Genomic DNA, 19,360 nt, shown 5'->3' on the forward strand with positions numbered 1-19,360 from the left:
GGCCACTCGCCACCGTCCCGGTGGCCGCCTCCACTCCCCTGACGACCGGCTGGCTGAGACAGCCGGCCCGTAGCGGGCCCGGTCGGGTGAGCGGGGTGGGGCTGACTCTCCGCCGAGGGGGTCATCGGGGTGTCGCGGTAGGTCGGCCCCTGGCCAGCCGCGGACCCTGCTGGTGGCAATCGCTGGTCTCGGGGCTATCTCGACGTGAACGGCCATTCTACGGGACGGGGGACTGTTAGTAGAGAATTACAAACAGTTTTACCGGCGCGACGACTACCGGCGGGCACTGAATGAATGTTCGATATACGAGTGACGGTGGCCGGTTTCGGCTGGCGGCCGTCACGCGGACGGAGGGACGGCGATGAGAGGGCGTCGCGGACTCGCGCTCCTGCTTGTCGGACTGTTGTTGGTCCCGGCCGGCGCGATGGGTGTCGGGGCGACCCCCGCGAAGGGGAACCCGTCACTGTCGGTCTACGCGCCGAGCAACGAACTCACACCGGGACAGCCGGGCTCGCTGACGCTACAGATCGCCAACAGCGGCGAGGTCGCCTACGCCTCGCCCGGCACCTCCGGACAGGTCACGACCGCGCGCGCGGTCGCGGTCGAACTCCGGAGTAACGTCGAGGGCATCGACGTGAAGACCGGGCAACAGTCCGTCGGGAGCATCCAGAGTGGCGGGCTGGGCGTGGCCGACTTCCAGGTCGTGACCGCCGAGGACGTCTCGCCCGGGACGTACGAGCTGACCGCCGAGGTCGACTACGAGTACACCGAGATCGTCACCCAGAGCGGCGCCCAGCAGGAGGACGACGCCGAGAAGGAGTTCGACGTGACCGTCCGGGTCACCGACGACGCGCGGTTCGCCGTCGTCGATGTCGAGAGCGACGTGGCCGTCGGGCAGTCCGGCGACGTGAACGTCACCGTCGAGAACGTCGGCGCGTCGACCGCACGCGACGCCAGCGTCACGCTCCAGTCGACGAGTTCGAGCGTCGTCTTCGGCGGCGCCGCCAGCGCGACCCGCTATGCGGGCGGGTTCGCCCCCGGCGAGACGCGGACGTTCTCGTTCGAGGCCACGGTCGCGCCGGACACGCCGAGCGCTGACTACGCGCTCCAGGCGACCGTCGACTTCGAGGGGACCGACGGGGTCCCCGATACCGACGGCCCCTTCCGGCTCGGGCTGCGCCCGGGTGCCGAGCGGACGGTCGACATCCGGGCCGATGCGACCGACCTCGGCGTCGGAACCGAGGGGTCGGTGACGCTGCAGGTCACCAACGACGGTCCCTCGACGCTTCACGACGCGACCATCGCCTTCCAGCCGGGCGGCGAGACGGTCGCCCCCGTCGAGGCCGAGCGGGTCGTCGGCACCCTCGACCCCGGCGCCTCGACGACGGTGGAGTACCCGCTCCGGGTCACCGGGAGCGCCGAGCCCGGTCCCCGGCGGCTGACGTTCGCCGTCGACTACGAGAACGACGCCGGTGACGCCTACCGCACCGACCCGGTGGACCTGGTCGCCGAGGTGGCCCCCGAGCAGTCGTTCTCGCTGACCGGCGTGGAGCACTCGCTGCGCGTCGGCGAGGAGGGTGAGCTTCGGGGCACGGTCGTCAACGAGGGGCCCGGCCCCGCCCGCGACGCGGTGTTGCGGCTCGAGGCTGGCGGCCAGTCGATCCTGCCACAGGAGACCGAGTACGCCGTCGGGAGCCTGGAGTCCGGCGCGAGCGCCGACTTCGCGTTCCCCATCGATGTCTCCGCGGGCGCCGCCGAGGGCCCCCGGCAGCTCTCGGTGACGGTCGCCTACGACACGGACGACGGGACGGCCGCGACGAGCGACCCGCTGAGCGCCCGGGCCGACGTGGCTCCCAGCCGCGACGTGTTCGTCATCGAAAGCGGTAACACGTCCATCGAGGCCGGCGAGAGCGGTACCGCCACCGTCTCGGTCACCAACAACCGGGACGTGGTGCTCCGGAACGTCAACGCCCAGGCGTTCGTCGACGACCCGCTGAGCGCCGACACCGAGGAGGCGTACATCCCGCGGCTGGCGCCCGGCGAGACCACCGAGATCGAGTTCGACCTGAGCGTCGCGAGTGGCGCGAGCGCCCGACCGTACCCGCTGGAGATGGACTTCCAGTACGACGAGCCGGACGGCGACACGAAGCTCTCGGACACCTACCAGGCCACCGTCCGGGTGACCGAGTCGACCGGCGGCGGCGGGTTCCTCTCGACGTACGGGCTCCCGCTCGGGCTGGTCGGCCTGCTCGCCCTGGCCGGCGCCGGGTTCGTCTACACGAGGCAGTGAGCCGTGGTGTCGGTCGACTCACTGCTCGAACGGGCGGACTCGCTCATCGTGGACCGGCCGCGGGTCGTCATCGGCGCGTTCCTGGTGCTGACGCTGGTGATGGCCGGCGGACTGGGGCAGACGGCGACGCAGAGCGGCACTGACCAGTTCATCGAGGGCAACGAGGCCCAGGAGGCCCTCGACGAGATCAACGAGGAGTTCGAAGGGACGACGTTCGCCACGGACACGGGAGGTACCACGCTCATCCAGCGGAGCGAGAACGTCCTCTCGCGGTCCGCGATGCTGCGGATGCTCGCGGTGCAGGAGCGCGCACAGGCCCGCGAGGACCTCCGCGTGGTCGGCACCGGGAGCGCCGCCTCCATCGTCGCCCAGACCATCGACCCGTCGGCGACGACGCTGGCGGCCCAGCAGCGCGTCATCGAGGACGCCTCCGCCGGACAGATAGACGACGCCGTCCGGCGGGCCGACGACACCCCTGGGTTCCGGTCGCTGCTCGGCGAGGACTACAACCCGACCGCGGCCTCGGCGAGCGCGACCATCGGCAGCCTCACCCACGAGGTGCCGTCGGGACTGTCCAGTTCGGCGGGTCAGGGCGGCTCCAGCCCGCTGACGAGTATCCAGCGCGACGTGGCCGACATCGCCGACGCGGTCGGCAGCGACATCACGGTGTTCGGCAGCGGCATCATCTCCGGCGAGCTGTCGGGCGTGGTGGGCGACTCGCTGGCCATCGTCGTCCCGGCGGCGTCGCTGCTCATCTTAGCCTTCCTCGTCTACGCCTACCGCGACCCGGTCGATCTGCTGCTCGGGGTCATCTCGCTGGTGATGGCCATCGTCTGGACGTTCGGCTTCATGGGCTGGGCGGACATCCCGTTCGGCCAGATCCTCATCACGGTGCCGGTGTTGCTGCTGGCGGTCGGCATCGACTTCGGCATCCACGCGGTCAACCGCTACCGCGAGGAACGCGTCGAGGGCCGTGAGGCGAAGCCGTCGATGCGGACGACGACCGACCAGCTGCTGGTCGCCTTCTTCATCGTCACCGGGACGACGGTGCTGGGGTTCAGCGCGAACGGGCTGAGCGACCTGCCGCCCATCCGGGACTTCGGCATCGTCTCGGCGGTCGGCATCGTGTTCACCTTCCTCATCTTCGGGGTGTTCCTTCCGGCGGCGAAACTGTACGCCGACGAACTCCGGGAGTCGGTCGGGCTGCCGTCGTTCGGCCAGCAGCCCATCGGCAGCGAGGGGTCGGCCCTGAGCGGCGCGCTCGGGGCCGGCGTCACCGTCGCCCGCCGGGCGCCGAAACTGTTCCTGATCCTGACGCTGGTCGTGAGTTCGGGCGCCGCCGCCTACGGGACCGGGCTGGACACCTCGTTCTCGAACGAGGACTTCCTGCCGCCCGAGGAGATGCCCGACTACGTCGAGGGGCTCCCCGCGGGACTGGCCCCCGGGGAGTACACCGTCACGGAGACCATCAACTTCCTCGAGGACGAGTTCCAGTCCAGTGAGGGCGGAGGGACGGTGATCGTCTACGTCAGGGGGAACCTGCGCCAGGAGGACAGTCTGGAGCAACTCTACCGCGCGAACGAGGACCCGCCCGACATCATCGTCGCGGAGGACCGGCGCGCCGACGCCCAGTCGCTGCTCGGCGTCATCGACAGCTACGCCGCTCGGGACCCCGAGTTCGCCGCGCTGGTCGAGCGGAACGACCTGAACGACAACGGTGTCCCGGACGACAACCTGGAGGACGTGTACGACGCCCTGACCGCGCCGGACTCGCCGGTCCGGGACCAGGCGCTCCGGTTCATCACGGAGGACTACTCCGCCACGCAGGTCCGCTACACCGTCGAGGCCGGCAACAGCGACGCCGCGGTGGTCGACGCGGGCGAGGAACTGGCGGGTCGGGTCCGCGAGGGCGGCGTGGCGACCGGGCAGACGGTCGTCTTCAAGGCGATCCAGGACACCATCCTGCTGTCGTCGCTGACCGGCCTGGCGGCCGCGCTGGTCGCTACGGCCCTGTTCCTGATGTTCATCTACTACGTCATCGAGGGACGCCCCTCGCTGGGGCTGGCCAATCTGGTTCCCATCCTCGTCGCCATCGCGCTGCTGGCGGGGTCGATGCGCTTCTTCGGCGTCCCGCTGAACGCGCTGACGGCGACCATCTTCTCCATCGCCGTCGGCGTGGGCATCGACTACTCCGCCCACATCGTCCACCGGTTCGCCGAGGAGTTCGACGAGACCGACGACCTGTACGGCTCGCTGGATGCCACCGTCCAGGGGACCGGCGGTGCGCTGCTGGGCAGCATGCTCACCACCTCCTCGGGAACGGCGGTGCTGGTGCTGGCCATCACCCCGATCCTCGGCCAGTTCGGGCTGGTCATCGCGCTGAGCGTGTTCTTCTCGTTCCTCACCGCGGTGCTCGTCACCCCGCCGGTGATGGTCGTCTGGCACGAGGTGACGGTCGCATGAGCGACGACGCCCGGTCCGACGCCGACGACGAGGACGCGGTCGTGGCGCTGGAGCGACTCGGCCTCTCGAACTACGAGGCCCGGTCGTTCGTCGCCCTCCAGCGGCTCGGCACCGGTACCGCACGCGATATCCACGAGGAGACGGACATCCCCCGCTCGCAGGTGTACGGTGCGGCCGACGAACTCGAGGAGCGGGGGCTGGTGAGCGTCCAGCAGTCCCGGCCGAAACGGTACCGTCCCGTCGAACTCGCGGAGGCCCGCGAGCGACTCACCGCGGAGTTCGAGCGCGACCGCGAGGCCGCGTTCGACCACCTCGAACGGGTCCGCCGGGAGCCCGGGCCCAGCGAGGAGCGCCAGGAGGACGTCTGGACCATCACCGGCTCGGATGCCATCGACACCCGGATGACGGCACTCGCCGAGGAGGCCGACGAGCGGGTCGTCGTCGCGACCGACGACGCCACGTACCTCCCGGACGAGACGTTCGAGGTGCTACGACACTTCCACGCCGACGGCGGCGAGGTCGTCGTCATCTCACGGACGGCGGCCATCCGCGAGTCGTTCGAGGCCGAGGGGATGGTCGCCGTCGCGCCGCCGGAGCGGCTCGTCGACCCCGAGAACGACCGCGGCGCCCGGCTAGTCCTCGTCGACGGGGACGCGCTCCTGCTGAGCGTGCTGGCCGACGAGGAGGTCGCCATCTGGAGCGCGCACACCACCTTCGCCCGCGTCTTCGGCGACCTGCTCCGCCAGGGACTGCTCGGCCCGGCCGACGGGGATGCGGTGCCCCACAACAGGGGCGACACGGCGTAGCCCCGAGGCTCGGGCCGCTACGCTCGTCTCGGTGCCGGTCCCGGCGCGACACTCCGGACACCGGGCGTATCTGTCAACTTATCAAAGGTTCCTATAGCCTCTCAAGTGCGGAAATATATACAATACTGTGCAGCATAGCCGTATTTAGCGAAGGATACGGCGAGGATGACTCTCGGTGGTACGCTACCGCAGAACGGGCCCGGGTGGCCCGGATGGGGGATGGGACAGGCGCGGGTGTGCCGGTCAGCGGTCGAGGAACCCGCGGTCCTCGTTGTAGTCGAAGTAGCGCTGTGCGATGACGTCGGCCGTGCGGAGCGCGAGCGCCTGGCCGGAGTTCGTCGGGTTCGGCCCGCCGACGCCGTTGGCGAGCGCGGAGTGGTCCGCGACGAACAGGCGCTGGACGTCGTGTGCCTCGGCACCCTGGTCCAGCACCGGGCCGATGCGCATCGAGGACTGCATGTGGAGCAGCAGCGGCGGCCACTCCGACCGGTGGACGTGCTTGGCCCCGGCGTTGCGGTGGATGTTGGCCGCGATGCGTGCCAGCTCGTCGCGCCGCTCGTCGTCCTCGCGCCCGGGTTCGTACCGGACCTTCGGCACGGGACCGTGCTCGTCGGAGAAGGCGTCGTCCAGGGAGACCCCGTTCTCCTTGCGTGGCCGGTCGTCGGTGAGGACGAGCAGCGCCTTCGTGTTCTTGTAGTTCGACATCTTCCGCTTGAGTTCCTTGCCGACGACGTAGCCCCGGGTGTCCCAGGGCTCGCCCTCCGCGACGTTGTTCTCGAAGGAGTAGCCGGCCTCCGTGAACAGGTAGTCGGCGAAGGAGACGAGCCCCGGGGACATGCCGATGTCCTCGAGGCCGCCGACGCCGGGCTTGTCGAACCGAACCGCGGAGTTCTGCCCCTTGTACGGGTCCATGTGGCCGGCGTCGGTGATGTCCGCGACGGTGTCGTCGTCGTAGGTGCCGACGACCCAGTCGAACCAGTGGGTGGTCAGCCCCTTGCCGACCCAGCCGTTCGTGTTCGGCAGGCCGGAGTTGAGCCAGAGCCGCGGTGACTCGATGCAGCCCGCGGCGAGGACCACCGTGTCGGCCTCGATGGTCTCGGTCGTCCCGGACCAGGTGTCGCGGATGTCGACGCCGGTCGCCTCCAGGTCGCCCGCGGGACCGCTGTCCGTATTGATGTTGGTGACGAACGTGTTGGGACGGATGGCGACGTTGCCCTTCTCGGAGTCCTCGTTGGTGTCCAGCGCGATGGGGACGTAGCCGATGTTGCTGGATTTGCGGGCCTTGTCACGAACCGGCGCGTTGACCGGCGTCGAGGAGCCCTGGAAGTGGTCGGCCGCCAGCGTGTCCCCACGGAAGCCGTCCTCGTAGTCGAACGTGCCGGTGTAGTCCGAGTCGAGTTCCTCGCCGTTCGTGGTCTGGCGCCCGGGCACCTCGACGGAGTTGGCCTGGGGCCGCCAGCCCGTCTCCGTGACGTTCTTGGTCTCGATGAGTGGGTACTCGCCCTCCTTCTCCTCGCTGGCGCCGTGGATGAACACCTCCTCCTTGCCCGTCATCGGGGCCTGCTGGGTGGAGGTGTTCTCCTCGTTCTCCTGGTAGTACGGCACCATGTCCGCGTAGTCGATGTCGCCCCAGTGGGGCTGGTCGTCGAACGCGGTCGGGTAGCCGCGGGGGTGGTTGCCGAAGTAGTGGGTCGTGGTGCCGCCGACGGCCGCGACCTGCCAGATGAACGCGTTCTGATGCAGGTTCCGGAACCACGGCGCGCGGCTGTGGTCCGGTGGGCCGACGCGCAGGTAGCCCGCGGTCGGGTCGTTCGCACCGTTCTCGAGGTGGGTGTACTGCGAGTCGAGCAGTTTCCCGTCGAGGTCGTCCGGGTCGTTGCTGATGGTGCCCCCCTCGTCGGCGTGGGGGGTGGGCCACTTCGTGTTCCCGTGGAACGGGCCGGCCTCGATCATCAGCACGTCCAGGCCGTGCTTGTCCGCCAGCGCCCAGGCCGCTGCGGGGCCGTCCGCGCCCGCGCCGATGATGATGACGTCGGGGTCCTCGTGGGGGTTGCTCATAGCAGGTCACCTCCGAGGCCCTCGGTGGCGTCTCCGTCTGTCACGCCGTCGGTCAGACCGTCGGTCAGGCCACCCGTCGGGCTCTCCTCGTCGTCCTCGTCGTCGGCGACCGTCCCCGCCGACGCCTCGTCCGGCGGGCCGTTGCCGGGCGTGTCGTCCGGCGGTCCGCCGGCCCTGCCGGCGAGTTCGTCGTCCGAGAGGACGTCGTCGCCGACCAGGTCGCCCTGGTAGTCCGAGGGGTCGTCGTCGAACCCGCCGTCGACCGCGTGGAACCAGTCGGTCGCGTAGCCGTCCGCTGGCCCGGGATAGCCCGTCTGCTGGTGGCTCTGGGCCTCGCCGACCGGCCGCTCCAGCTCGCGCTCCTGGGGCAGGTCCGTCTTCGTGTCGCCGTAGGCGGACCATTCCGTGTAGTAGCCGAAGCCGTGGAGGCCGTTACAGGCCATGATGACGTACTTCAGGATGCCGACCGTGGGCAGCATCGGCGAGAGTATCGAGTCCAGTCGGTCGATGACGTTCCCGTCGACGATGTCCCAGAGGACGCGCAGGCGGTCCTCGCGGGAGAGCTTGGTGAACGTTCCGCCCGCAGGGAACTGCGTGTTGGGGGAGGGGGTGTCCTCGTTGCGCTGGCGGAGCAGGAACTCCGCCGCCGCGATGTCGAAGACGACCGGGAAGACCTCCGCGTACGGATAGTTCTGCTTGACGCGGTGGACGGTCTCGGTGCCGGCCTCGACGAGCAGTTCCACGTCGGCCGGGCCGCTCGCGTCCGGTGCGGCCGGCGCGTTCGGGATGCTGATGTCGAGCGTGTCGAGCGCGCCGAAGTCCGTGAGGTCGGCGAGCTCGCCGAGGTCGACTACGTCGGTCAGCTCCGAGAGTACGCTCTCGTCCACGAGGTCCAGCACCGCGTCCAGGTCGGTGCCCGAGCCGGTCGTGTCGAGGGTGGTCTCGAACAGGTCGAGCGGCATCCGGTCCTCCTCGTCGAGCAGCCCGGCTGGCCCGGAGACCGAGTCGGTGACGTCCGAGACCGAGCCGGTCGGGGACCCGCCCAGCAGCCCGTCGAGGCGCCCCGGTAGCCCCGACGTACCGCTACTCGGTGCCTCGAGTGTTCCGTTCTTGGCGGGCGTCTGGAGCGTCTCCAGGCGGATCTCCTGGAAGTGGTTGAAGTCGTAGACGATGAACTTCTCCAGCTCGACGTCCAGTCCGCCGGCGACGTGTTCCTCCCCGAGCTCGTCGGCCAGCCCCGGCGTCCGTGGGACGATGGCGTCCACGATAGAGCGGTAGGTATCCAGCGTGTGCGGGTCGGTCGGTACCTCCTGCTGGAGGATCTCCCCGACGTCCTCGAGCTTCGTGTTGGACATCGAGAGGGCCGCGAACCCTCCCATGCCCTTCATCATGCCGCGGCGCGTCGTTGACGGTGTGTTTTTGTCGTCCATGTGGCTCGGTAGCTCCGTGCTCGACGCTGGGGGACACCATGGATAGGGCTGGTGCAGGACATACGCGTTCATTCAAATGGGGGTCTGAATGAATGGTATCGGCCGTATTCGAGCGGCATGACCCGCTAGATGAGTGTTTCTTGATTCGAATGAATCGGATAGCTGTCCGGTATAGCCGGACAGATTGAAGTGGTAGGGGGTCCACGGGTCGGTATGGACACCGGCGACGACTACCCGGTGGGCGCGGTCAAGGTCACCCACGATGTCATCGAACTGCTGGCCGAACGGGGACCGACCGGCGTGACCGCCGTCGCGGAGGCGCTGGACATCCCGAAGAGCACCGCGTACGACCACCTCCGGACGCTGGCGGCGGTCGGCTACGCCGTCAACGAGGACGGGGCCTATCGTGCCAGCACCCGACTGTTCCACGCCGGCCGTCGCGCCCGTGACGACCACGAACTGTACGCTCATGGCCGGGGCGAGGTGTTGTCGCTCGACCGGAACACGGCCGAGGGCCGCCACGTCCAGCTCGTCGTGGTGGAACACGGACGCGGCGCCATCCTGTTCGCCACGCGGTGGCAGCGCGAGCGCCGCTCGGCTCAGCCCGCCCGCGCCTACCCCATGCAGGTCCGGCTCCACTCCAACGCCCCCGGCAAGGCGATTCTGGCCGAGCTGCCCGACGAGCGGGTCGACGAGGTCCTCGACGAGGGGCTTCCACCCGTCACCGACCGGACCGTGACCGACGGGCGTGACCTCCGCACGGAGCTGGAGGCAGTCCGGAGCCAGGGATACGCGACCGACGACGAGGAGCTCATCCGTGGGATGCGTGGTATCGCAGCCCCCATCGTGACCGAACGCGGCGTCCGCGGCGCCGTCGCCGTCTACGGCTCCGTCGACCGGATGCCCGCCGACCCGGCCACGGAGCTGGCCGAACCCGTGCGGGGGGCCGCCCGGACCATCGAGGCGAACATCATCTTCGGCGGGGACTGACGACCCCCGGTCCTGCACCGGCCGTCCGGCGATACCGGACAGATTCGCGCCGAATCGGCCGTGCGGGCGCGCACGGATCTGGGAAAATCGTCTTTACCTCGTGGGTGGAACCAGTATCGCATGAACTTCGCCAACCGCGTCGACCGCGCGGCCCGGAACGCCCCCGACAGGCGGGCAGTAGCGGACCCGGGCACGTCCCTGACGTTCCGTGACCTGTCGCGTGCCAGCGACCGGGTCGCGAGTGCGCTCGACTCGCTCGGTGTCGAGCCCGGTAACCGGGTGGCCGTCGCGGCGCCGAACGGGGTCGCCTTCGTGGCCACCCACCTCGGTATCCTCAAGCGGGGCGCGCTGTCGGTCCCGCTCAACCAGCGCTTCGACGAGCGACAGGCCGAGTACGTCCTGTCGGACGCCGATGCCGAGCTCGTCGTCACCGCCGGCGACGACGCGACCGTCGGCGGCACCCGCCCGGTCTACACCTACGCCGACCTCCGCGACCGCGGGGAGCCGGCCCACGAGACGGTCCCCCGGAAGACCGACGACGAGGCCGAACTGCTCTACACCAGCGGCACCACGGGCGCCCCGAAGGGCGTGTTCCACACGCACGGCAACCTTTCTGCCAACGCCTGGGCGCTCGTCCACTACAAGGAGTGGAGCCGCGAGGACGTCGCGCTGACCGCCTGTCCGTGCTTCCACGTCACCGGGCTCAACATCACCACGACGCCGTTCCTCGAACTGGAGGCGACCAACCACCTCCTGCCGGAGTGGGACCCCGAGACCGCGCTCACCGCCATCGAGCAGTACGAGGTGACCTACACCTTCCTCATCCCGACGATGGTGCTGGACCTGCTGGAGGCCGACACCGACGCGTACGACCTGTCGAGTCTGGAGACGGTCGGCGTCGGCGGGTCGCCGATGCCCGCCGAGCGTATCGACGAGGTCGAGGACGCGCTGGACTGTGCCCTGTTGCAGGGGTACGGCCTGACCGAAACCACGCCACTGGCGGCGTTCACCCGTCCCGAGGAGGCCGGCCAGAAACCGGGGAGCGTCGGCCAGCCCGCTCACGAGGTCGTCGACCTCCGCATCGAGGACCCGGACACGGGCGCGGTCGTGGAGCAGGGCGAGCGCGGCGAACTGCTGTGGGCCGGTGACACCGTGACGCCTCGCTACACCCGCGACCAGCTCACCGCCGACCGGTTCGTCCGGCGACCCGCCGACGCGACGGCCACGAGTGACGACACCGGCCCCGACACGGCCACGGTCGGCGACGGCGGCACCGGGAGCCACCGACGCTGGCTCCGCTCGGGTGACATCGGCTGGGTCGACGAGGACGGCTTCCTCCACGTCGTCGACCGGCTCGCGGACATGTTCACGACGGGCTGTGGCGATGTCCATCCCCGCGAGATCGAGTCGGTCATCTACGGGCTGGCGGCCGTCGAGTCCGTGGCCGTCGTCGACAGCCGGGACGACGTCCGCGGGACGACCGTCACCGCCGTCGTCCGGACGCGCGAGGGGGCCGACCTCGACGGCGCGACGGTCGTCCGTGCCTGCGAGCGCGAACTCGCCGACCACGAGGTCCCGGACCGCGTCGAGTTCGTGGACGACCTCCCCACGACCGCGACCGGGAAGGTCGACCGGCGACGGCTTCGTGAACTGGTCAGATAACCCCGGCTTTCCGAGTCATCACCGTCGCGTGTTACGGTTCTCCAGCTCAGGTGCGGGCGGAGATAATCCGGGCCTATCGAGGTATACTCGTTTTAATGGGCTCGTTAAACCCGGCACGGTGGTAATTTTTAAGTCTTCAAACGGGGTAAGAGTACTACCATGTTATTCGAACAGGTGGGGTGCGGAACCGGGTCCAGCGCGGCCGACGACGGCCGGAGTGGGGGTCGGGGGCAGTCCGAGGTCATCGGCGCCATCCTGACGGTCGCGATCGTCGTCATACTGGGCGCGCTGGTCGGACAGTACGTGTTCGGACTCGATATCATCCAGGCCGGGGAGCAGAACGTCGGCCCGCAGATCAGCTTCGACACGACGGTGGAGAGTCCGGACGCTCTGGTAATCGAACACACGAGTGGGAACAGTGCCGAGGTCAGCGAGTTGTCGGTGGTCGGTTCGAAGTCGGACAAGTTCAACGTCGATTGGGACGCTCAGGGTGTCACCGGCGGCGGTGATGACGAGTGGACTGCCAGCGAGTCCATCACTATCGATCCGGATGACAGTGGTGAAACCATCCGCATCATCTGGAAATCCTCGACCACCGGTGACAGCACCGTCGTCCTCAAGTACGAGTACACGCCCTGAACGCCGCGCGGCTACTCCCTGACCGCGTCCAGCCGCTCGCGCAGGTCTCCGAGTTCGACCGGCCCCCACGTCTCCAGGTCGTAGCTCACGTCCAGCAGCCGTCCGACCAGCACCTCGTCCTCGTCAGCGACCGCGCGGGCCACGTCGCCACGGAACCGCTCCTCGACGGCGCGGCCCAGCTCGTCGCGGTCGACGCTCCGTGACTCGATATCGAGGATGTGGGGGAGGTCGGCGGTGCCGTCCGGAAGCGTCGGGAACGCCGACGGGCCGGGGACGAGAAGGGGGTCGACCGCGTCCCCGTCGTCGCTCTCGCCGTCCCCGCGCGGGTACTCCACCAGCGAGTACGCGCGGACCACCTGGTCGATGCGGTCCTCGGGCGGCGGCTCGACCCCGCGCCTGAAGGCGAGCTCCTCCAGGGCCTCGGCCAGCTCCGCCCGCGTGAGCCCGCCGAACAGGTCGGCGATGCCCGCGACCTCGTCCAGCGAGAGCGAGAGCCGTTCGGGGTCGTCCTCGCCCGCGTCCTCACCATCGTCGTCGCTGTGGTCGCTCATCTTGCTGTAGCGAGGAAGCCCTGCCGTTCACGGCGGGGGGGAATCGCATTCGTACAGGCCACCCCTCGTTCTACAGCGGGCCCTCGGTGTCCAACGCCTTCGCGCCCTGAATGACGAGTCCTCGCCACGTGAGGCCGTGTGCGTCTTTCACTTCGCTCAGTCGTTCGTACTCTTCCTCGCTCACTTCTATGTTTAGGTTTGGCATCGCTATTTAATAGCGATTGGTTAGTCTTAACTTGCATTGGTTCGTTAATACTGATGTGACCGTCACCTCCACGAAAACGCTCGAAGCCACGCTCGCGCCGCCGACCGCGCACAAAGAGCGTCGGCTTCAGCGGACCGTGGCAACGTACCGCCGCGCTCTCGCCGACTCGTTCGAGAGTGGCGCGGACACGCAGACGGCGGTCAACGATGTCGTCACCGGCTACAATCTCACGTCCTACGCGAAAGACGCTCTCAAGAACTACGTCCCGCAACTTCGGGACACGTACAACGCCGAGGAGTTGGGCGACGACCATCCCGTTCGGTTCACGAATCGAGGGTGGCGTCTCGACCACTCCGAGGAGCGAACGCATGAGTTCTGCTGGCGTGTTCCGCAGGCCGGACGTGGTAACGCCTTCTGGATTCCGCTCCGCATCAACCCCGCTCAAGAATCGCTCTGGGCGGACTTGCTCGACGGCGACGTGTCGGTCGGAGAGTTCCGACTGCAAGAACACCGCACCAACTGGGTGCTTCACGTCACCGTCGAGTACGAACTCGCGGAACCTGAAGAGCCGGACGACCCGACGCCGGTCGGCTTCGACATCGGAGAGTCCAAACTCTTGACGGGCTGTGCCTGTCGAGACGGGACTCCGACCCAACCGTACATCTACGACGGCGGGCGTGCCCGATATCTCCGCAAAGAGATGTTCACGACCCTCCGCCGTCTCCAAGAACGCGACGCCGAGTGGCGAATCGACGAACGCTTCGACCACTACCAGAACGCGCTGACGGACATCGTGGAGAAGGCGTCCCACGAAGCCGTCCAATACGCCCGCCAGTTCGAGAACCCGGTTATCGTTCTCGAAGACCTGTCGGCCATCCGCGAGCATCTCGACTATGGGACGTGGATGAACCGCCGGCTCCACAACTGGGCGTTCGCGCGTCTCACCGGACGCATCGAGGACAAAGCCCTCGAAGCGGGCATCCCGGTCCGGAAGGTGAACCCGGCGTATACGTCCCAGACGTGTCACGCCTGCGGCCACCTCGGGTCGCGGTCGTCGCAGGCGGCGTTCCGATGCACGAACGACGAGTGCTGGGTGACGGAGTACCAAGCGGACATCAATGCGGCGGCCAACATCGCCGGTCGCCTCAACCCGTGGGGAGAGAGCCTGCCTTGGAAACCGGCAGGCGATGACTCGCCACGGGACGGGAGTGGCTGTGACACCACCACAGGACACCGCACGCCGAGTCGGCAACCCCGACAGACGACGCTTGCGGCGTTTCAGTCCTGAAACCTCCCTCGACGCGAGGCTTCCCCTGGAGAAAGCCCCGCCGTTCACGGCGGGTGAGGATGTCACGCGTGCTCCTCCGCGGCGGCGTCGAGGTCCGCCCGTACGGCCTCGCGCACCTCCGCCGTCGTCACGGGCGCCTCGTTCCACGGCGGGAGCCGCGTGTCCTCGCCCGGTGGTGCGATGCTGTCGGCGTAGGCCGCCACCTGCTCGCGTTCGTCCGCTCTGTTGTACTCCAGCCCGTTGAACGCGGCGTCGGTCGCGTACGCGTCGACGAACCCGTCGGCCGCGTCGCGGTAGCGCGCCGGCAGCGTCTCGTAGTTGGGCGTCACGCCGCCGTTCTCGACGGCCCGCAGCAGCGCCGCCCCGACCTCGTCGGCCATCGTCGACAGCCCGGCCGGGCCGGAGACGGCGCGGTGGTCGTGCTCGTGCAGCCCCAGGTCGACCTGCACGCTGCCGTCGAGGCCGGCGGCGTGGAAGGCGTCGCCGAGCGTGCCCACCTCCAGCCCCCAGCCCCGCTGCACATGCAGTGAACGGATCACGTCGCTCGTCGCGGCGAACTCCCCGGCCAGCGCGTACCGGAACGCGCCGAGGTAGTCCAGCACGGCGGCGTCGTGGGCGTCGCTCAGCGCGCGCACGAGCGGCGCGTAGAACAGCCGGAACAGCCGGCCGTACAGCCGCCGGTTCTCGACGCGGGCGTAGAACCCCTTCGAGAACGTGAACCCGTGGGCCAGCGGGAAGAGGAGCCGCGGGACGTGGGCCCTGCTGTAGGTGGAGGCGTCGGCGTCGTGGACCGCCACGAGGTCGGATTCGGCGGCCCGGCCCAGCGCCAGCCACACGTCCCGGCCCTTCCCGCGGTGGCCGTTCAGCCCCTCGCTCTCCAGCAGTTCTGCGAGCCGCGGGCCGTCGCACCACAGTGTCTCCACGTCGAGGTCGAACGAGTCCAGCCACTCGCGGACGGCGGGGACGCGCTCGGCCTCCGCGCGGAGTGCAATCACGACGCGGGCGGGCGCCACGTCCTCCAGCGCGGTCAGGACGCGCTCGGCGGCGAGGCTGGCGTGTTCGCGTTCCGTCATCGGCACGACGACGGCGGCCTCGTCGACCGGTGCGTCGGGGACGGGGTCCGTGAAGTCGTGGAGCGTCGTCACCCGTTCCTGGACGTACTCCATTGCCGGGCTGTAGTGGCGGCGTGCGTATCAATCCCGCCACTCGACACCGTCCGCATTGGGTCCACACCGTCCGCATTGGGTCCACACCGTCCTGGCTCGTGGGTGCGCTCGGCCGAGAACTCTGGTCGGGTGGGACTGAAAGGGGCCGCCCGCTCGAACCCTCCCGGACCCGACAAGCACCGCAGCGACCGCAGGGAGCGAGGAGCGCAGTCGCCGCCGAAGGCGGTGCGAGCGAGGCGAGCAGGTCCCGGAGCGGTCGAGCGGGCGGGGGCTTTCTACGTCTGTCGAGCTCTCGCAGCAGCGGCCGCGAGGACGGATAGAAAGCCCCCGCCTGCTGCGGTCGCGCGGCTCGCTGCGCGCTTCGCAGTCCGGGCATGCGGCGGGTTCGCTATCGCTCACCCGCCGTTCCGGGCGTGTGCTGAAGTGCTTACGTCGCCGTGCTTCCCGCAGCAGGCGGGGGCTTTCAGTCCCACCCGAGTCGGTTTCGCGCACGGTCGCTCCGCAGTCGAAACAAGGGTGTGTGCTATCCCTGGTCGGGCTGGAAGCCGATGCCGTCGGGCCAGCCCGTCGGCGCGGCCGCGCTCGGTTCCGCGAACTCGCGCTTGAGGACCATCGGCGTCCGTTCGAGCGACAGCACGAGTTCGTCGTCCTGGTTGAACGCCCGGAGCTCGGTCGTGACGATGCCGGAGTGCTCGCGTGACTCCAGTTCCCGTTTCGAGAGCACCTCGCTCTCGGCGAAGATGGTGTCGCCGTGGTAGACTGGGGCGTGATGTCGGACGTTGTCGTATCCGAGGTTCGCGGTGGCGTTCGCGCTCACGTCGATGACGCTCATCCCGACGGCGAGTGCGAACACGTACGTCCCGTCGACGAGGCGCTCGCCGAACTCCGTCTCGGCGGCGTACGCCTCGTTGAAGTGCATCGGGTTGACGTTCATCGTCAGGTTGGTGAACCAGACGTTGTCCGTCTCGGTCACGGTGCGGCCGTAGGGGTGCTTGTACACGTCGCCGACCGCGAAATCCTCGTAGAAGCGGCCCTGCCAGCCCTCGACGAGGCGGCGGTCGTGGTCCGAGTCGTCGGTGGGGTCGTCGGCGGTGTCGGTGTCGTCGGCCATACCGCGGCGTCGTGTGGTGGGGACTAACCGGTTGTGGCGGGGTCGGTCGTCAGGCCGGGAGCCCCTTCCCGAACTCCCGCGTGAACGACAGCACGTGCGAGTAGTCCTCCTGCGAGAGCGTGCCGACCACGGCCCCGTCGCGGACGACCAGTGCCGAGCCCTGGGTGCCGAGCAGTGCCAGCGTGTCGAAGGCGTCCGCCTCCGCGTCGATCCGGGGGACGTCATGGACCACCGCCGAGACCGGCGTGGCGTCGCGGTCGGTGGCGTCCACACCCCGGAGGTCCGCCAGCCGGACCAGGCCCACCGTCTCGCCGCCGTCGGTGACCGGGAACGCGGTCCGGCGCTCCCGGATCATCCGGTCGACCAGCCCGGCGACCGTCTCGTCCGCGTCGACGGTGGCGGTCGCCTCGGTCATCACGTCGCCGACGACCAGCCCCTCCAGCAGGTCGTCGATGACGACCGTCCGGGATTCGGTGGTCGCGGCGCCGTAGACGAACAGTGCCAGGAGCAGCAGGATGGGGTTGAACGCGAGCACGCCGACGACGGCGAACAGGATGGCGAACAGCACGCCGACGCGGCCGGCGATGCGGGTCGCGCTGGCGTACGGCCGGTTCCGGGCCAGCAGCGCCCGGAGGATACGGCCCCCGTCCATCGGGAACGCGGGCAGGAGGTTGAACACCACGAGGATGACGTTGACGATGGCGAGGTAGCCGACGACGAAGCGGACGATGGGCAGCGACTCCGGCGTGACCAGCAGGACGGCGTAACAGCCCGCCGCGACCAGCACGCTCGTGACGGGGCCGGCGATGGCGATCCAGAACTCACGGTCCCACTCGCGGGGAATCTCGCTCAGCGAGGCCATTCCGCCGAGAATCCAGAGGGTGATGGACTCGATGGTGAGCCCGTACCGGAGCGCGACCCAGGAGTGGCCGAGTTCGTGGAGCGTGACGCTGGCGAACAGCCCGACCGCGGCCAGCGTGCCGACGAGCCACGGGGTGGTGCCGGCCCGCAGGACGCCCGTATCGAGCGCGACGCCGGTGAGCCGCTCGATGTAGCCCGCGTACAGCTCGATCTGTCCGCCGCTCCCGATGAGCCACGCGAGGAGCGGGAGGAAGACCAGCAGCGAGACGTTCACCCGGATCGGAATCGACCAGACCCGGAAGATAGTGAAACTGCGCATGCACTACTCTGGGGCCAGAGACGTAAATGGACGTGTACCTGCGGCATCGGTCGCACAGCTGCCGGAAGTGGCTGCAGCGGTACCGACCTGGCCGGCCGGGGGTCGCAGACGCTGACGTGGTGATGGGCTTGTGGCGCGAGTCGACGAGTGACCGCCCCCGGCTTCGACGCCCCTGCTCTCGCCGACTGTCTCCCTCCCTCGCCCCGGCATTTTCCGAATGGTTCCGGAATTACGGTAGAACACTCGGTTCTTGATCTAAACAACCGACATTATGGGGGTGCCGGTCATGGAAAGTACAAATGCATGCGGGTAGCAAGCGAGACGGCCTTGGGAACAGCGTGGGCCGCCGGTGTCAGTCGATGTAGCCGAGCGCGTTCTCGATGCGGCCCAGTTCCGGGCCCGACGTGTCCTGCCCGACGACGAAGCCGTTCTCGTTGGCCACCAGCCCGGAGCCGACGAGCGGCCCGCCGTAGTTGATGGTGCCCAGGTCGGCCGGCACGTCCAGCAGGTCCTCGAGGAAATCGAGTTCCTCGTCGGTCGATTTCGGATGACAGAGCACGCCGCGGTTGGTGGCGACCGCGGCCGTCCCGACGGTTCGGACGCCAGCGAGGTCGCCGCGCTCGACGGGCACGTCCAGCGTGTCCTCCACGGCCTGCACCGCCTTCCGGGAGAGGTCCGGGTGGACGTAGGCGCCGTGGTCGTTGCAGCAGACGACGTTGCCGGCGGCGTTCACCCGCCCCGGGAGTTCGCCGACGGGGAGGTCCGTGGCGTCCTCGATACGCTCGATCTCGCGCTCGTTGGCGCGGCTGCTGACGAGGATACCGTTGGCGTTGCCGGTCGCGAGCGCGCCGACGGTCGCCGAGCCGCCCACCGTCGTGGGGACGGCCGGCACCTCGAGTTCCTCCGCGAACGACTCGCGGACATCGTCCTCGGCGTCTCGGCGGATCAGCAAGCAGTCGTCGGTGGCACGGCTGAAGACGCCGATGTACGACGAGCCCCCGAATGCCGCCCGGAGCACGTTACGCGGTCTCTGCTTCGACGACGGCCTCGCCGTCCTCTTCGAAGCGTGCGGCGCGGACGCGGAGCTTGGACGGCGGCTTCTTGCGACCGCGCGACCAGACCTCCTCGTTGATGGAGGGGTCGAGGCGGACGTCCTCCTCCTCGACCTTGAAGTGCTTCGCGAGGTGGCCGCGGATGATGCTCATCGCCTTGTCCGCGCGCTTGTGCTTGGCCGTGGCCTGCACGTCGCGCAGCGGCACCGTCACCACACGCTCCTCGAAATCACTCGCGCTCATCTACTCGTCCGTGTCGTTCCGCCGCCAGTTGCGGCGCTTGGGGTTGCGGGTGGTGTCGCGGTCCGTCTTCATGATGACCCACGCCGGGACCCGGCTGTTCTGCTTCTCGAGCTTGGCCAGCCGCTTCTTGGAGGCCTTCGACTTCTTACCCATGGTACGCCCACTTCCGACGCGGCGGTTAAATTCTTGTTCCTTTGGGCGTCCGCCCGGATGGCGACCAGTCCCG

The 19,360-nt window shown here is 68.9% G+C and carries 16 protein-coding genes; 7 read left to right on the top strand and 9 right to left on the bottom strand.

Annotated elements, in window-relative coordinates; all coding sequences use genetic code 11:
• The first annotated feature begins 361 nt into the window (after positions 1-361).
• From NL114_RS09365 to NL114_RS09375, 3 genes are read left to right on the top strand one after another with little or no spacing between them, the layout of a single operon-like run.
• Complete coding sequence (locus NL114_RS09365; RefSeq protein ID WP_254824526.1) at positions 362-2,290, top strand: COG1361 S-layer family protein; 1,929 nt, start codon at positions 362-364, stop codon at positions 2,288-2,290.
• Between the two features lie 3 nt (positions 2,291-2,293).
• Positions 2,294-4,753 (top strand): efflux RND transporter permease subunit, encoded by a 2,460-nt coding sequence (locus tag NL114_RS09370; protein WP_254824527.1) that lies wholly within the window; start codon positions 2,294-2,296, stop codon positions 4,751-4,753.
• Positions 4,750-5,559, top strand: coding sequence for a TrmB family transcriptional regulator (locus tag NL114_RS09375; protein WP_254824528.1), 810 nt, complete (start codon positions 4,750-4,752; stop codon positions 5,557-5,559). Before NL114_RS09370 ends, NL114_RS09375 begins: the two co-directional genes overlap by 4 nt.
• 243 nt (positions 5,560-5,802) lie before the next feature.
• Here NL114_RS09375 and NL114_RS09380 read toward each other — a convergent pair whose 3' ends face one another.
• Positions 5,803-7,617 carry a GMC family oxidoreductase N-terminal domain-containing protein gene (locus tag NL114_RS09380; RefSeq protein ID WP_254824529.1) on the bottom strand — a complete coding sequence of 605 codons (1,815 nt, stop codon included), beginning with the start codon at positions 7,615-7,617 and terminating at the stop codon, positions 5,803-5,805.
• Positions 7,614-9,047, bottom strand: a complete 1,434-nt coding sequence (locus NL114_RS09385; RefSeq protein ID WP_254824530.1) for a hypothetical protein — start codon at positions 9,045-9,047, stop codon at positions 7,614-7,616. The genes NL114_RS09380 and NL114_RS09385 overlap by 4 nt, the downstream gene beginning before the upstream one ends.
• A gap of 213 nt (positions 9,048-9,260) precedes the next feature.
• On the opposite strand from NL114_RS09385, the gene NL114_RS09390 reads away from it, so the two are divergent.
• From NL114_RS09390 to NL114_RS09400, 3 genes are all read left to right on the top strand, one after another.
• Positions 9,261-10,037 carry an IclR family transcriptional regulator gene (locus NL114_RS09390; protein WP_254824531.1) on the top strand — a complete coding sequence of 259 codons (777 nt, stop codon included), beginning with the start codon at positions 9,261-9,263 and terminating at the stop codon, positions 10,035-10,037.
• A gap of 120 nt (positions 10,038-10,157) precedes the next feature.
• A complete protein-coding gene (locus tag NL114_RS09395) occupies positions 10,158-11,699 on the top strand; it encodes a class I adenylate-forming enzyme family protein (protein ID WP_254824532.1) in 1,542 nt (513 codons plus the stop codon).
• 159 nt (positions 11,700-11,858) lie between these two features.
• Positions 11,859-12,338 (top strand): archaellin/type IV pilin N-terminal domain-containing protein, encoded by a 480-nt coding sequence (locus tag NL114_RS09400; RefSeq protein WP_254824533.1) that lies wholly within the window; start codon positions 11,859-11,861, stop codon positions 12,336-12,338.
• Between the two features lie 11 nt (positions 12,339-12,349).
• Here the strand turns inward: NL114_RS09400 and NL114_RS09405 are convergent, their stop codons facing one another.
• Positions 12,350-12,889 carry a DUF7109 family protein gene (locus NL114_RS09405; RefSeq protein WP_254824534.1) on the bottom strand — a complete coding sequence of 180 codons (540 nt, stop codon included), beginning with the start codon at positions 12,887-12,889 and terminating at the stop codon, positions 12,350-12,352.
• A 260-nt stretch (positions 12,890-13,149) separates the two neighbouring features.
• On the opposite strand from NL114_RS09405, the gene NL114_RS09410 reads away from it, so the two are divergent.
• Positions 13,150-14,382 carry a transposase gene (locus NL114_RS09410; RefSeq protein ID WP_254824535.1) on the top strand — a complete coding sequence of 411 codons (1,233 nt, stop codon included), beginning with the start codon at positions 13,150-13,152 and terminating at the stop codon, positions 14,380-14,382.
• Positions 14,383-14,444: 62 nt separating this feature from the next.
• On the opposite strand, the gene NL114_RS09415 is transcribed toward NL114_RS09410, so the two are convergent.
• From NL114_RS09415 to NL114_RS09440, 6 genes are all read right to left on the bottom strand, one after another.
• Positions 14,445-15,548, bottom strand: a complete 1,104-nt coding sequence (locus tag NL114_RS09415) for a glycosyltransferase family protein (RefSeq protein WP_254824536.1) — start codon at positions 15,546-15,548, stop codon at positions 14,445-14,447.
• Positions 15,549-16,071: 523 nt separating this feature from the next.
• The gene (locus NL114_RS09420) at positions 16,072-16,659 is read right to left on the bottom strand and encodes a MaoC family dehydratase (RefSeq protein ID WP_254824537.1); all 588 of its coding nucleotides are present in this window, start codon (positions 16,657-16,659) and stop codon (positions 16,072-16,074) included.
• A gap of 49 nt (positions 16,660-16,708) precedes the next feature.
• Positions 16,709-17,839, bottom strand: a complete 1,131-nt coding sequence (locus tag NL114_RS09425; protein ID WP_254824538.1) for a site-2 protease family protein — start codon at positions 17,837-17,839, stop codon at positions 16,709-16,711.
• Between the two features lie 352 nt (positions 17,840-18,191).
• Entirely contained in the window at positions 18,192-18,857 is a 666-nt protein-coding gene (locus tag NL114_RS09430) for a translation initiation factor IF-6 (protein WP_254824539.1), read from the bottom strand.
• Between the two features lies 1 nt (position 18,858).
• Positions 18,859-19,134, bottom strand: a complete 276-nt coding sequence (locus NL114_RS09435) for a 50S ribosomal protein L31e (RefSeq protein ID WP_254824540.1) — start codon at positions 19,132-19,134, stop codon at positions 18,859-18,861.
• Positions 19,135-19,287: a 50S ribosomal protein L39e gene (locus NL114_RS09440; RefSeq protein WP_254824541.1), complete on the bottom strand. Its 153-nt coding sequence runs from the start codon at positions 19,285-19,287 to the stop codon at positions 19,135-19,137.
• Positions 19,288-19,360: the final 73 nt, after the last annotated feature.

The organism is Haloglomus halophilum (genome assembly GCF_024298885.1).
GTDB lineage: Archaea > Halobacteriota > Halobacteria > Halobacteriales > Haloarculaceae > Haloglomus > Haloglomus halophilum.

Excerpts from the sequence above, each read along its gene's own strand:
- NL114_RS09365 (WP_254824526.1), top strand. The coding sequence starts at position 362 with ATGAGAGGGCGTCGCGGACTCGCGCTCCTGCTTGTCGGACTGTTGTTG.
- NL114_RS09375 (WP_254824528.1), top strand. The coding sequence starts at position 4,750 with ATGAGCGACGACGCCCGGTCCGACGCCGACGACGAGGACGCGGTCGTG.
- NL114_RS09380 (WP_254824529.1), bottom strand. The coding sequence starts at position 7,617 with ATGAGCAACCCCCACGAGGACCCCGACGTCATCATCATCGGCGCGGGC.
- NL114_RS09385 (WP_254824530.1), bottom strand. The coding sequence starts at position 9,047 with ATGGACGACAAAAACACACCGTCAACGACGCGCCGCGGCATGATGAAG.
- NL114_RS09390 (WP_254824531.1), top strand. The coding sequence starts at position 9,261 with ATGGACACCGGCGACGACTACCCGGTGGGCGCGGTCAAGGTCACCCAC.
- NL114_RS09395 (WP_254824532.1), top strand. The coding sequence starts at position 10,158 with ATGAACTTCGCCAACCGCGTCGACCGCGCGGCCCGGAACGCCCCCGAC.
- NL114_RS09400 (WP_254824533.1), top strand. The coding sequence starts at position 11,859 with ATGTTATTCGAACAGGTGGGGTGCGGAACCGGGTCCAGCGCGGCCGAC.
- NL114_RS09405 (WP_254824534.1), bottom strand. The coding sequence starts at position 12,889 with ATGAGCGACCACAGCGACGACGATGGTGAGGACGCGGGCGAGGACGAC.
- NL114_RS09415 (WP_254824536.1), bottom strand. The coding sequence starts at position 15,548 with ATGGAGTACGTCCAGGAACGGGTGACGACGCTCCACGACTTCACGGAC.
- NL114_RS09420 (WP_254824537.1), bottom strand. The coding sequence starts at position 16,659 with ATGGCCGACGACACCGACACCGCCGACGACCCCACCGACGACTCGGAC.
- NL114_RS09425 (WP_254824538.1), bottom strand. The coding sequence starts at position 17,839 with ATGCGCAGTTTCACTATCTTCCGGGTCTGGTCGATTCCGATCCGGGTG.
- NL114_RS09435 (WP_254824540.1), bottom strand. The coding sequence starts at position 19,134 with ATGAGCGCGAGTGATTTCGAGGAGCGTGTGGTGACGGTGCCGCTGCGC.
- NL114_RS09440 (WP_254824541.1), bottom strand. The coding sequence starts at position 19,287 with ATGGGTAAGAAGTCGAAGGCCTCCAAGAAGCGGCTGGCCAAGCTCGAG.